Source organism: Streptomyces sp. NPDC046727 (genome assembly GCF_040645635.1).
Lineage (GTDB): Bacteria > Actinomycetota > Actinomycetes > Streptomycetales > Streptomycetaceae > Streptomyces.
Window position 1 is genome coordinate 1 of sequence record NZ_JBEYYR010000031.1, and the last position, 12,424, is coordinate 12,424.

13 protein-coding genes are annotated in these 12,424 nt (G+C 71.8%); 2 read left to right on the forward strand and 11 right to left on the reverse strand.

All coding sequences use genetic code 11. The features are described from left to right. The 10 genes from ABZ937_RS30605 to ABZ937_RS30650 form a co-directional block, all read right to left on the reverse strand. On the reverse strand, nucleotides 1-1,325 hold a 1,325-nt coding region (locus ABZ937_RS30605; RefSeq protein ID WP_361696572.1), incomplete at its 3' end, for a ribonucleoside-diphosphate reductase subunit alpha. A gap of 417 nt (nucleotides 1,326-1,742) precedes the next feature. Beyond that, the gene (locus ABZ937_RS30610) at nucleotides 1,743-2,930 is read right to left on the reverse strand and encodes an argininosuccinate synthase-related protein (protein ID WP_361696573.1); all 1,188 of its coding nucleotides are present in this window, start codon (nucleotides 2,928-2,930) and stop codon (nucleotides 1,743-1,745) included. Nucleotides 2,931-2,969: 39 nt separating this feature from the next. Further along, entirely contained in the window at nucleotides 2,970-4,028 is a 1,059-nt protein-coding gene (locus ABZ937_RS30615) for a leucine-rich repeat domain-containing protein (protein ID WP_361696574.1), read from the reverse strand. 43 nt (nucleotides 4,029-4,071) lie between these two features. Next, nucleotides 4,072-5,487 (reverse strand): MFS transporter, encoded by a 1,416-nt coding sequence (locus ABZ937_RS30620; RefSeq protein WP_361696575.1) that lies wholly within the window; start codon nucleotides 5,485-5,487, stop codon nucleotides 4,072-4,074. Nucleotides 5,488-5,490: 3 nt separating this feature from the next. Then, nucleotides 5,491-6,321, reverse strand: a complete 831-nt coding sequence (locus ABZ937_RS30625; protein WP_361696576.1) for a hypothetical protein — start codon at nucleotides 6,319-6,321, stop codon at nucleotides 5,491-5,493. Between the two features lie 55 nt (nucleotides 6,322-6,376). Beyond that, nucleotides 6,377-7,147: a hypothetical protein gene (locus ABZ937_RS30630; protein ID WP_361696577.1), complete on the reverse strand. Its 771-nt coding sequence runs from the start codon at nucleotides 7,145-7,147 to the stop codon at nucleotides 6,377-6,379. 8 nt (nucleotides 7,148-7,155) lie between these two features. Further along, nucleotides 7,156-7,491, reverse strand: coding sequence for a DUF190 domain-containing protein (locus tag ABZ937_RS30635; protein ID WP_361696578.1), 336 nt, complete (start codon nucleotides 7,489-7,491; stop codon nucleotides 7,156-7,158). A 20-nt stretch (nucleotides 7,492-7,511) separates the two neighbouring features. Further along, nucleotides 7,512-8,114, reverse strand: a complete 603-nt coding sequence (locus tag ABZ937_RS30640) for a histidine phosphatase family protein (protein WP_361696579.1) — start codon at nucleotides 8,112-8,114, stop codon at nucleotides 7,512-7,514. 40 nt (nucleotides 8,115-8,154) lie between these two features. Beyond that, nucleotides 8,155-9,585 carry a cation:proton antiporter gene (locus ABZ937_RS30645; protein WP_361696580.1) on the reverse strand — a complete coding sequence of 477 codons (1,431 nt, stop codon included), beginning with the start codon at nucleotides 9,583-9,585 and terminating at the stop codon, nucleotides 8,155-8,157. 104 nt (nucleotides 9,586-9,689) lie between these two features. Next, entirely contained in the window at nucleotides 9,690-10,298 is a 609-nt protein-coding gene (locus tag ABZ937_RS30650; protein ID WP_361696581.1) for an NUDIX domain-containing protein, read from the reverse strand. Between the two features lie 264 nt (nucleotides 10,299-10,562). Here ABZ937_RS30650 and ABZ937_RS30655 point away from each other — a divergent pair, with 264 nt between their 5' ends. Continuing rightward, nucleotides 10,563-11,030 carry a CYTH domain-containing protein gene (locus ABZ937_RS30655; protein WP_361696582.1) on the forward strand — a complete coding sequence of 156 codons (468 nt, stop codon included), beginning with the start codon at nucleotides 10,563-10,565 and terminating at the stop codon, nucleotides 11,028-11,030. Further along, a complete protein-coding gene (locus ABZ937_RS30660; RefSeq protein ID WP_361696583.1) occupies nucleotides 11,027-11,899 on the forward strand; it encodes an NAD(P)-dependent oxidoreductase in 873 nt (290 codons plus the stop codon). Before ABZ937_RS30655 ends, ABZ937_RS30660 begins: the two co-directional genes overlap by 4 nt. A gap of 18 nt (nucleotides 11,900-11,917) precedes the next feature. Here ABZ937_RS30660 and ABZ937_RS30665 read toward each other — a convergent pair whose 3' ends face one another. Further along, on the reverse strand, nucleotides 11,918-12,406 hold the full coding sequence (locus tag ABZ937_RS30665) for a nucleoside-diphosphate kinase (protein ID WP_361696585.1): 489 nt from the start codon (nucleotides 12,404-12,406) through the stop codon (nucleotides 11,918-11,920). Nucleotides 12,407-12,424: the final 18 nt, after the last annotated feature.

Sequence of the window (12,424 nt, forward strand, 5' to 3'; positions counted from 1 at the left end):
ATCTCGGTGCAGAGGTTGGAGGAGTGGATGACGTTGCCGGGCTCGGCGGTCTGGTTGGCGGTGCGGTTGGCCGCGTCCTTGAACGTCATCCAGCCATTGCCGGTCTGGGCGAGGGTGCGCATCATCCGGCCGTACAGATCCCGTGCCGGGATCGTCTTCTTGGCCAGGCCCGCCGCTTCGGCCTTGCGGTAGGCGGCGTCGAACTCCGCGCCCCACAGGTCGACCAGCTCGGGCACGTCGGCCGGCGAGAACAGCGACCACTGCTCGTCGGCGTTGACCCGCCGCATGAACTCGTCCGGGATCCAGTGCGCCAGGTTCAGGTTGTGCGTACGGCGCGCGTCCTCACCGGTGTTGTCCCGCAGCTCCAGGAACTCCTCGATGTCGGAGTGCCAGGTCTCCAGGTAGACGGCGGCGGCGCCCTTGCGCCGGCCGCCCTGGTTCACCGCGGCGACGGACGCGTCCAGCGTCTTCAGGAACGGCACGATGCCGTTCGAGTGCCCGTTGGTGCCACGGATGAAGGAGCCGCGGGAGCGGACGCGGGAGTACGAGAGGCCGATGCCGCCGGCGTGCTTGGAGAGCCGGGCGACCTGGTGGTAGCGGCCGTAGATGGAGTCCAGCTCGTCCAGCGGGGAGTCGAGCAGGTAGCACGCGGACATCTGCGGGTGCAGGGTGCCGGAGTTGAAGAGGGTGGGGGAGGACGGCATGTAGTCCAGGCGGCTCATCAGGCCGTAGAGCGCCGCCACTTGGTCCACCGACCGCTCCGAGTGGTCCTCGGCCAGGCCGCTCGCCACGCGCAGCATGAACTGCTGGGGCGTCTCGACGACCTTGCGGGTGACCGGGTGGCGCAGCAGATAGCGGGTGTAGAGGGTGCGCAGGCCGAAGTAGCCGAACCGGTCGTCGGCGCCCTCCGCCACGGCGGACTCGACCAGGGCGTCGAGCCGCTCCGCGTGGGTGCGGACGAAGTCCGCCGTGTCATCGGCGACAAGCCCCTCGCGGTGGCCGAGCGCGACCGACTCGGTGAAGGACGTCACCCCCTGCGCGCCGACCTCACGGCGGATGCTGATCGTCAGCAGCCGGGCGGCCAGCTTCGAGTAGGCGGGGTCCTCGGCGATCAGGCCGGCGGCGGTCTCCGTGGCCAGCTCGCGCAGCTCCGCCTCGTCGGCCCGCGCGGACCGGCCGCGCAGCGCCGCGGCGGCGACCCGGCCCGGGTCGGCGTCGGGCAGATCGGCGGTCAGCTCGGACAGCGTCCGCAGCAGCGCGGGCTCCAGGTCCTGCTGCGATTGCTCCTCGGTGAGCGAGGCCGGGTGGCTCGGAGCGATGGTCACGTGGTGCTCCCTCGTTGGGTGGAAGTCGTGGCCCGGGACACAGGGGTGGCAAGGCGTGGAAAGGCAGACGCCGGTGCCCGAGGGGCCCGCTGTGCCGTGGGCGTCTCAGGGTGTCGCCGAAATCAGGTGGGAGCATACATCTTGTGTCTCCCCTCGCAACGGACCCCAGATGTAGTGTCCCGTGCGGTGTTCGTTGTTCGGACAATCAACGAAACCAGGGCCGTGAGCCAGGCGTGACAAGGGCTCCGCGGGCTCTCCCACGACACCTGCGGAGGGCGTGCTGCCGGGCCCTGGCCGGTGGGGAGGCGGGCTGTGGCGGGCGGGAAGGAAGCGACAGCGGCTCAAAGATGGCCGAAAGTCGTCAGTGTGTTCTCCGCGCCCGTGACGCCTCCCTCACGGGGTCTCCCGCAACCCTCCTCACGGCGCCGGATCCTGGCGGTCGCCGGGCGCCGCGGACGCCCGCTCCCAGTCCTCCCGGTTCCTCAGGTACAGCGGGGAGGCGGCGACGATGGACCGGGTCTCCGCGGCGCCCGGCCGCAGCCGCCAGCGCACGGTTCCGGTGACCCGTACCGCGCAGGAGTCGATGAACGCCTGGCTCGCCTGCCGCAGCGGGCCGAACCAGCGGCCTTCGAGCGCCTCGCGCACCCAGAGCTGCTCCAGGTGCATCTTCTCCCGGACGAGTTCGGCGTCCAGGACCGCCGTCTCCAGGTGCCGGTAGGAGGGCAGCAGAAGGGCCGCCGCGGGCATCTCCCGCAGCTCCAGCACCTTCTGGCCGCCCGGCAGGTGCTCCAGGCCGCTGTAGCGTCCGATGCCGTACGCGCCGGCCGTCCGGTTGAGAGCCGCTATCAGGTCCGGCAGGGGCATGCCGACACCGTCGAGAGAGGTGGGCACGCCCTCGGTGAAGCCGATCGCGACCGTGGTGTCGTCCGGCGTGGGCCGCCGCACGCTCCACCGGTACAGATGCTCGGGTACGGTGTGCTCCTCCGGGTCCTCCAGCACCCCGGACTCGAACTCCCGGCACCACAGATTGGCGTCCACACTGGTCGGCCGCTTGCCCATGGCGACGAGACCGGCCTCCTCCAGCGCCCTGGTCTTCTCCTCCCGGCCGACCGGATCGGCCTCGTACGGGCTGCCGTACCGGCAGGCGCAGCCCAGCAGGCCGAGGGCGCCGTTCAGCCGGCGCAGGGTGTTCTGCGAGCGGTTCGCCGAGTGCAGGACGCCCCACGCCCCGAGACCGGTCGCCACGCGCAGCGCCAGCTCGGCGATCAGGGGGCGGCTGAGCGAGGAGCTGATGGGATGCGTGCCGAGGTAGACCGCCTGGGCCGCGATGGCCGGGCGGACGTAGTCGGCGGCGAACTCGCGGCGGCCGTCCAGCACATGCATCCGGACGCCGAGCCGGTCGGCGACGAGTTCCGGGTCCGGGCCGTCGCCGGCGCCCAGGTCGACACCGACCGCGTGGATGTTCCGGAACCCGGCCCGCTTCAGCCGGTACAGCAGATAGCTGCTGTCCAGGCCGCCACTGAACAGCGTCACGACGGGCTGGTCGCGCTCGTGCGGTCCGGGGACGAGGTCGGCGAAGGAGCGCACCAACGGGGGTTGCGTCATCTCGGGGACTCCTTGAGACGCGAGAGGTGTGAAACGGTGTCAGGTGAGCACGGCGCAGCCGCGCAGTTCGAGGTCGTCGAGCCAGGCCGGCCAGGAGTCCAGCACGTTCCAGCGCAGGTCCAGCTTCTCCAGCGCGGGCAGCGTGGCGAGGGCGTCCGGCAGACGGGTGAGGCGGTTGTTGCGCAGATCGAGGTGGGTCAGCTCGGTCAACCCGGCGATGGCGTCCGGGAGTTCGCCGAGCTGGTTGTTGCGCAGGTCCAGTCGGCACAGCCGGCGCAGTTCGCCGATGCTCGGCGGCAGCGCCGTCACCTCGTTGTCCATCAGCCGCAGCTCCCGCAGCTCCCGCAGGCCGCCGAGCGTGTCCGGCAGCGACCGCAGCCGGTTGCCCATCAGATGGGCCTCGCGCAGCGAACCCAACGCACCGAAGCCGTCGGGCAGTTCGGTCAGTTCGTTGTGGTAGAGCCGTAGCTCGCGCAGCGCCGCGAGAGCCCCGAACTCGTCCGGGAGACGGGTGAGCCGGTTGTCCGTGAGGTTCAGGTAGCGCAGCCCCGAGAGCCCGCACAGGGACCGGGGGACGCTGCGCAGGGCGTTGTCGCTCAGGTACAGATAGCGGTCGAGCGCGGGCAGCTCGCCGAGGTCGTCCGGCAGCTCGGTCAGCCGGTTGTGACCGAGGTCGAGCGTGTGGAGGTGCTTGAGGGCGCCCAGGCCCGGCGGCAGCGCCGTCAGCTCGTTGTCGGCGAGGTTGAGGGTGCGCAGACCGGTCAGCTCGGGGAGCCACACGGGCGCCTCGGCCAGCCGGTTCTTGTAGAGGCTCAGGACCTCCAGGCCGCTCAGGCCGCGCAGCGAGTCGGGTACGGCGGCGACGCCCAGCGCGTCGAGCCGCAGCTCCACCAGGGCCGGCAGCGCGCCCAGGGCGTCGGGCAGCGTCCCCACGTCGTTGTAGGAGAGGTCCAGGGTGCGCAGGTCGCGCAGCTCGGCGAGGGAGGACGGCACCGAGTCCACGCCCGCGCGCCGCACCGAGAGTCCGGTCACCCGGCCCCGCGGGTCCTCGTCCAGGCGCGCCTTGGCGTAGAACCCGCCGTGCTCGTTCTCGTTCATGCCGTTCCTCTGAAGGTGTGCCGCGCGGCTGTGCGCGTCGAGACTAGTGCGTGCGGTGGGCGACGTGTCCGCGGTGGGCGACGGGGAGCACGACGACCGCGGCCAGGGCCACCGCCGCCAGCAGGGCGATGCCCGCCCGGGCGGACGCCCCGGACGGCGTACCGCCCATCACCGAGACCAGCACCGCCAGCCCGACCGACCCGCCGAAGTACTGGACGGTGGTGATCAGCGCCGAGCCGGCGCCCTGCTGCTCGTCCAGCACCGAGGTGCCGAGACCGTAGGCCGCGGTGTACGCGATGCCCTGCCCGACCCCGCTGATGACCAGGCCGGGCAGCACCGTGAGGGCGTACGGCCCGTCGCCCGTCATCGGCAGCAGCAGGGCGATGCCCAGCGCGCCGACCGCGAAACCGGCGACGAGCGTGCGGGTGCCGCCGAAGGCCCGGGTCAGCCGGCCGGTGACCGCGCTGCCCAGCGGGGCCGTCGCGGCCAGCGGCAGGAAGGCCACCCCGGCCCGCAGTGCCGAGTAGTGGTGGACGTCGTGCATGAGCAGGGTGACGACGTAGAACTCGGCGCCGAAGCTCGCCATGAACAGCGCGGCCGCCGCACAGGCGACGACGAACGGACGCCGGCGCAGCAACGCCCGCGGCACCATGGGGCTCCGGGCCCCGCGGTCGAGCCGGGCGAAGGCCGCACCGCACACCAGCGCGGCGGCCAGCGGCAGATACTCCGCCGGACGCCCCCAGCCGCCGCCGGTGGCCCGCGTCAGCCACAGCACGACCAGCGACACCGCGGCCGTGGCCAGCAGCGCACGCCCCAGGCTGAGTTCCGCCCGGGGCGCACCCGGACCCGCCGGCCTCGGCAGCCGGAGGCCGCCCACCGCCATGGCCCCCGCCACCACCGCGACGGCCAGGAAGATCCACCGCCACGACGTCAGATGGGTGAGGACACCCCCGCCGAGCACCCCCACGGCCAGGCCGGCGGCACCGGTCGTGCTCCACACGGTCAGCGCGCGGGTCTGCCGCGGGCCGGGCGGGAACGTCTGCGTCAGCAGGGACAGCGTGGCCGGGGCCAGGGCCGCCGCCCCGGCGCCCTGGAACGCCCGGAAGGCGATCAGCTGCGCCGAGGTGGCCGAGAGCCCCGCCCCGAGCGAGGCCGCGGCGAGGATGCCGGCGGCGCCCAGGAAGACCCGGCGCGCCCCGAACGTGTCGACCAGCCGGCCGCACACCAGAAGCAGTCCCGCGAAGAGGACGGCGTACGCGCTGACCACCCACTGCAACGACTCCGCCGAGAACCCCAGCGCCGCGTCGATGACGGGCAGCGCGACATAGACGATGGAGTAGTCCAGGCCGATGAGCAGCTGGGCGACGGCCAGCAGGGCCAGCGCGCCCGCCGCGGACCGCGGGGCGGGCACGTCGGCCTGGCGCGCCGACGGGGGCGCGTCCGCTTCTGGTGAGGGCATGGTTCAGGATGTGCTCAAGCCCAGAACCTGAGCGGCTCGTTGGTACTTCGACTCCGAGATTGGCTCGATTCCGAACCAGGACCGCAGGGATTCGGCCAGCGCCTCGATGAGCTCGATGAGCCGCGGATCGTTCGCTATCTCCTCGTCCAGGTGAGGGTAGACCGGCAACTCGATCTCGCTGAAGGGGACTTCGTGCTCCTCGCCGTCCGGCCGGCGCATGCTGTGCACCCGGACCCGGTCCATCGAGCAGCGCAGGGCGTCCTTCTTGTCGATCCAGACGAAGAACGGGTGGCGGTACTGGCGCAGGCAGACCGCGGGGCTGAGGTCGTCGCCGGTGAGGCCGAACCTCTCCCGCAGGTGGATGCCCGGGTGCTCGATGTCCGTGCGGGCCAGCAGCCGCTTCACCGCGGCCTGGGCCTCGGGCGAGGTGGGCGCCTGCTGGATGGTGAGCTTGTCCTCGCCGTCGAAGCTGTAGCGGTGGTCGCGCCGGACGTTGTGCTCGTCCTCCGACAGCTTGAAGGCGCAGAAGGCGTGCGTCTTGATGTTGCAGGTGGTCCGCAGGACCGCGCCGGCGCGCAGCAGCCGGTAGTCGTCGGTGTCGTAGTAGACACCGGTGTTCATCCGGGGTTCCTTGCGGGCGTAGCTCTTCTCCGCGATCTCGGCACCCTTCACCATGGTGCCGACCTTCTCGTGCATCGTGTCCAGCCAGGCGTAGTAGTCCTCTTTGGACACGTCATCGGGAAAGGCCAGTTTGAGACCGAGCTGGTTGAAGACCGCGAAGTCTCCGGTGCGGGTGTAGATCGGGTCGGCGGTCGGTCCCTGAGGGTTGATCATGCTCTGTCCGTGCCTTTCTGAGGGGGCTGCCGGGCTTCTTTCCGAGAGCTGCCGGCTAGGCCGAGGCGGCGATGTGGTCGAGGATGATCCGCAGCTTTCCGGCGAGTTCGGCGGGCGCGAACATCGCGTTGGCCGAGGGGTCGTACTTCTGCGAGTTGCTGAACACGCTGGCGTAGTTCTTCTGGCGCGGGCCGCGCAGCACGAGCGTGCAGGTCGGGCTGGTGCGGGGGAGCAGGACCCGGTGGATCTGGGCGAAGTCGAGGCTGTAGGAGTGCCCCTGCGGCACGGACGGGCGGTCGGCCTCCAGCAGCGGCGAGGTGCCGACGTTGACGTAGTAGTTGCCCACGGTGGCCACGTCGTTGAGCTTCTCCGGGATGTACTGGTACTCGCCGAACTGCACACCCGTGGGGTCGCGGACGAAGTTCTGGGAGGTCAGGGTGCCGACCACCACGTGCGAGACGAAGCTGAACCGGTGGTCGTGGATCTGCTCGTCCTCGGCCTCGGCGTCGGAGTACGGCGGGTTCCACAGGTGCAGGGTGAGCCGGTAGCCGAGGGGCGTGCCCGAGTCCACCAGGACGATCTTGTCGAAGTGGTTGGTGTGCGCGTAGGAGCGCGCGGCGATGGTGGCGAGGGCCTTCTCGTCGCCGAGGATCTCCTGGAGCAGGCCGGTCATCGTGCCGGGCTGCCCGAGCTGGTGGATGAGGCCCAGATTGGCCGCGACGGTCGGTCCGGAGCGGTCGATGGGCAACCGGTCGAGCACGTCGGTGATCTGACGCAGCGACACCGAGTCGGTGATGAGCGGCTCTTGGGTGACTACCGAGGTCATTGCCTGTTTCATTCCTTGTCTGTCCGGAGAGTGCCGCCAGGCGGCATGAGCTGGTACACGCGGTCCAGCACGATCGAGTCGACGTGCATCCGCGCGTCGAGCGAACCGAGGAACCGGTCCACCGCCGCCTCGTCGTCGACGATCACGACGCTGAGCGGCGGCCGGTCGCGCGGGGCGAGTGCCCGGCGGCTCGCGATGGGCCCGCCCCCGCTGAAGCCCGCGACCGCGTGCAGGACATGGGCGCCGGAGAGTCCTTGCTCCTTCGCCCGTCGTACGAGTTCCGCGTACAGGGGTCTGTGCCGCCAGAGCGTGCCGGCCCGGACCGTGAGGGTGGCGCGGCGCACCGGCCTGAGCCGCGGGATTTCTATGTGGTGCGCAGCGGCGGCGGAAGGTGGTCCAGGAGATTGAGGTGGACTATCCGCCATCGGCCGTCCTTCCACTCGATCACGTTGATTCCGCAGTTGTAGAGCTTGCAGGTGAAGGAATCGCTGTCGGATATGACCCGCATGACGGTCTTGATGAATCCGCCGTGCGTGACGGCGAGCACCGCGTCCCCCTTTTCCTCGGCCGCGTCCGCGAGTTCCAGCAGGGCGTCGGCGGCCTGTTTCCGGAAGGTCCGGTAGCGCTCGGAGAGGGTTCCGGGCGTCCGCGGTACGGCGGGGCCGGGCCACTGGGGCAGCTCGGCGGCGACATGGAAGGTGGCCTCGGTGAGCGAGGGCCGGGTGGTGACGGGCAGCCGCAGCGCGTCGGCGAGGTATCCGGCCGTCTCCTGGGCGCGTTTGAGCGGGCTGGCGCCGAGCAGGCCGACGTCCAGGCGGGTCGTGGCGTCCAGCAGTTCGTGCCCCGCCCACCAGGTCGCGAGGGCCTCGGCCTGCCGGTGGCCCAGGTCGCTCAGCCGGGTGTCCCAGTCCCGGCTCGGGGCGAGCTGCCACAGCGACTGGCCGTGCCGTACCAGACAGATCCTCATGCGCGGCTCCTTGGCGCGAGTGGGTGGTCCTGTGCGCGGGTCACAGCCGCTCCTGCTGGAGGCGCTCGGGCCGGTGCGGGGCGGCCGGTGCCGGGGGTGGCTCCGTGGCGGTCGTCGGGAGCTTTCCGGCGCGTACGGCCCGGCCGAGGACGACGCCGGCGATCTGCGAGGTGACCATGGACAGCAGGACCAGCGCGGTGAAGAAGTCCTCGTTGATGATCCGGGCCTGGAGCGCGGTCGAGGCGAGCACGATGCCGGGGCCGCCCCGGGCGTTCATGGCCACGGCCAGATGGAACGAGGAGCCGCGCGGCTCGCCGGCCAGCGAGGCGCCCGCCCAGACGCTGACGAGCTTGACCGCGCAGGCGAACACGAGGAACCAGCCGAAGAACACGAGGTCGAGATGGCGGGCCAGGTCGAGCTTGACCCCGACGATCGCGAAGTAGACGGGGACGAAGAAGCCCAGCGAGACGGCCCGCAGCGTCTGGTGCGAACCCCCGGCCGAGGTCTCCGGCTCCGTCGGCGTCTGCGGTTCCGCCGACGTCTCCGGTCCCGCCGCCGGCGAGGCGCCCGCCGCTCCCGCACCGCTCGCCCCCGCCGTGCTCATCCCCGCCACCAGCGCCCCGAAGATGGGGTCGATGCCGAGGCCGATGCAGCCCGCGCAGAGGAGGAAGACGAAGGAGATCCGGAACGCCAGCGGGCTCTGCAGGTTCAGCACGTTGAAGGACCAGCGCGACAGCGCCGTGAACAGGCGCGGCCCCCAGCGCATGGTGACCGCCAGGAAGAGCAGCGGTACGAGCGTGAAGTAGGCGATGGCCAGGGGGAGCGAGTCGGTGCCGATGAGGGACCACAGGCCGTGCGAGCCGGCGGTCTCGGCCTGCGCCACCCCGAGCACGATGGCCAGGATGACGTAGAGCACCACGTCCTCGACCACGGCGACCGCCAGCACGATCCGGGAGAACCGCGTGCCCAGCACGTCCAGGTCGAGCATGATCCGTGAGATGACCGGCACGCTGGTGATGGCGATGGCCATGCCGAAGACCAGGGCCAGGGTGGCCGGCGAGCCGCTCGCACCGGACAGCTCGCCCAGATCCAGCGTCTGGGCGACCGCCAGCCCGCAGGCGAACGGCAGGACCAGCCCCGACCCGGCCACGGACCCGATGGTGCGGCGCTCGGAACCGGCGTCCCGGGCGCGCAGTTCGCTGCCGGTGAGCCAGACGAGGAGCAGCAGTCCGATCTGGTAGAAGGCGCCGAGCACCGCCGCGGTGGGTCCGTCCGGGGGCAGCAGCCAGTGCTGTGCCCCGGGGCTGATCCGGCCGAGCACCGTGGGGCCGAGCAGCAGGCCGCCGACGATCTCGCCGATCACCTGGGGCTGGCGGAGCCGTTTGAACACATGGCCGACGCCGTGGGCGCAGGTCGCGAGGACGACGAGGGCCAGCAGGACATGAGCCGTGTCGGAGGGGGTGAGTGACATGGATCGAGCCCTTCTCCGCCCTTCCGGTCCGGAGGGCGGACGTCACCGTGGTGGCGGGTCCGGGGCGGCTCGCGCCGTACCGGGCATGTGCCTTTAGAGCATGCTCATGACATGCAGTGGCGGAGGTACAGCAGCAGGAGCAGCGTCTTGGCGTCCGCGGCGGGCCCGCTCAGCACCTCGTCCAGGGCCTTCTCCAGAGGCAGTTCCCGCACCTGGATGTCCTCTCCTTCCTCGGCGACACCGCCGCCGGGAGAGACCCGGGCCCCGGGGTCGTACTCGGCGACGAAGAGATGGGTCCGTTCGGAACTCAGCTGCGGGGCCAGGTAGGTGACGGACACCTCGCGCAGCTCCCCGATCCGGAACCCGGTCTCCTCCTCCACCTCGCGCCGCACCGCCGTACGCGCGTCGTCCGCGTCCAGCAGCCCGCCCGGCACCTCAAGCAGCCGCCCGTCCGGACGGCCGTGCAGATACGCCGGCACCCGGAACTGGCTGGTGAGCACGACGGTGTTCAGCGCGGGGCAGTGCGGCAGCACGGCCGCCCGGTCGCCGCGCGCCATGCTGAGCCGGGTGAAGCGGCGGGCCCGGCCGTCGGGGCCCGAGTCCTCCAGGTGGAACCGGCGCACATGGAACCAGTCGTCCAGGACCGTCTCCGTGCCGCGCAGTCGCACATCCGGCTGCCGCGCCAGGGCATCAGGCCGTATCGGTCCAGTCATGTCCGCCTTCTTGAACGCAGTGTCCCCGCCCGGCCTGTCGGTGGCGGTACGAGCGGACCGGCCAGGGCTCCGTCACGTGCCGTCGGTGTATTCGAGCGCACCGTCCGACAGGCGGACAAGTACCAGAAGGTCCCTGTCCCCCGGAGGTGGCCGATCGGCTACCTCCTAGGTATCTGCACGCCCGGCTACCTGCCCGGATGCCGTGCCGGGAGGCCAGACTGTGCTGTCCGCCGTCGGCTCCTACGGACTGAGGTCTGCCACTTCATGCACGTCGAGATCGAGCGAAAGTTCCTCGTGGACTCACTGGACGCCGTGAAGGGCGCCCTGCCCGTCCCGGTCCGCCAGGGGTATCTGGCCCGCGGCGACGGGGAGGAGGCGCGGGTCCGCCGGCAGGGCGAGGAGTTCACCCTGACGGTGAAGCGCGGCTTTGGGCTCTCCCGCGCCGAGTTCCAGATCGAGCTGCGGCCCGAACAGTTCCAGGAACTGTGGCCGGCCACCGAGGGAGCCCGCGTCACCAAGACCCGCTACGCCGTGGCGCTGCCCGACGGCAATACCGCCCACGTCGACGTGTTCGACGAGCGGCTGCGCGGACTGGCCACCGTCGAGGTGGAGTTCGGCTCCGAGGACGAGGCACACGCCTTCGGCCCGCCGCCCTGGTTCGGCAAGGAGGTCACCGAGGACGCCCGGTACGCCAACCGGGCCCTCAGCTCCGCCGACGGGGTGCCCGCGTGACCCGCGTCGGCGTGATCGGCCTGGGCACCATGGGCCGGGCCATGGCGCTACGGCTGCTGCGCCGCGGGCACCGGGTCACCGGCTGGAACCGGTCGCCGGAAGCCCTCGGCCCGTTCACCGCCGCCGGCGGAGTGGCCGCGGCCTCCCCGCGCGCGGTGGCGCGGGGCAGCGAGGTCGTCCTGGTCGCCACCTCCGACGAGCGGGCGCTGCGCGAGGTGACCGAGGGGGACGAGGGAGCCCTGGCCGGTCTGGCCGGCACCGACGCCGTGCTCGTCCAGACGTCGACCGTGGCCCCGGAGGCGTACCGGTGGCTGTCCGCCGCCCTGCCGCCCGGGGCCGGGCTGCTGGACGCGCCCGTGATGGGCAGCGTCGACGCCGTCCGCGCCGGGCGGCTGACCGTGTTCGCCGGCGGCCCCCCGGAGCTGGTGGAGCGGTGCGGGCCCGTCCTGGACGACCTCGGGCCGGTCCGCCGGGTGGGGCCGCTCGGGGCGGGGTCGGCCGCCAAGCTCGTGGCCAACGCGGCGCTCTTCGGTGTCCTCGCCCAGCTGGGCGAGTCCCTGGCCCTGGCCGACGGCCTCGGCCTGGACCGGGACACGGCGTTCGAGGTGCTGGCGGCCACCCCGCTGGCCGCCCAGGCGGAGCGCCGCCGCCCGTCGCTGGAGAAGGACGACTACCCCGCCCGGTTCTCCCTGCTGCTGGCCGCCAAGGACCTGGGCCTCATCCGGGAGGCGGCCCGGCGGCACGACGTGGGGCTGCGCCTCGGCGAGGCGACCTGGAGCTGGGTGGAGACGGCCCTCGCGGCGGGCTACGGCGCCGAGGACTACACGGTGCTGCTGCGCAGCGCCTCTCGTCCAGCCGGGGACCGGTGAACCCGAGGCGCCGCGGGCTCAGTACATCAACCGCTCCGCCAGCGTCCGGTACTGGAACAGCTCCTGCGCGGTGAACCACAGGTCCACCTCGTACTTCGCCTCCGCCGGGGTGGCGGAGGCGTGCACGACGTTCGCCATGCCCTTGCCCGAGACGCGGCCGGCCTCGTTGCCGAAGTGCGAGAGGTCGCCGCGGATGGTCCCGGGCGCGGCCTGGTCCGGGCACGAGGAGCCGATGAGCTTGCGCACCACGGCCACGGCGCCGGGGGCCTCCAGGACCAGGGCGATGACGGGGCTCTGCCGCATGAACTCGCTGCTGCGCCGGTAGATGTCCGCGCCCAGCCGCTCCTCCAGGTCGGCGTAGTGACGGCGGACCAGTTCGGCGTCCATCCACCGCATCTTCACCCCGACGACCTTCAGCCCGGCGTCCTCGAAGCGGGCGAGCACTCTTCCGGACAGGCCGCGCAGCAGAGCGTCCGGTTTGATGAGGACGAGGGTTCTTTCGGCCATGTCCACTGTGCCGGGTGT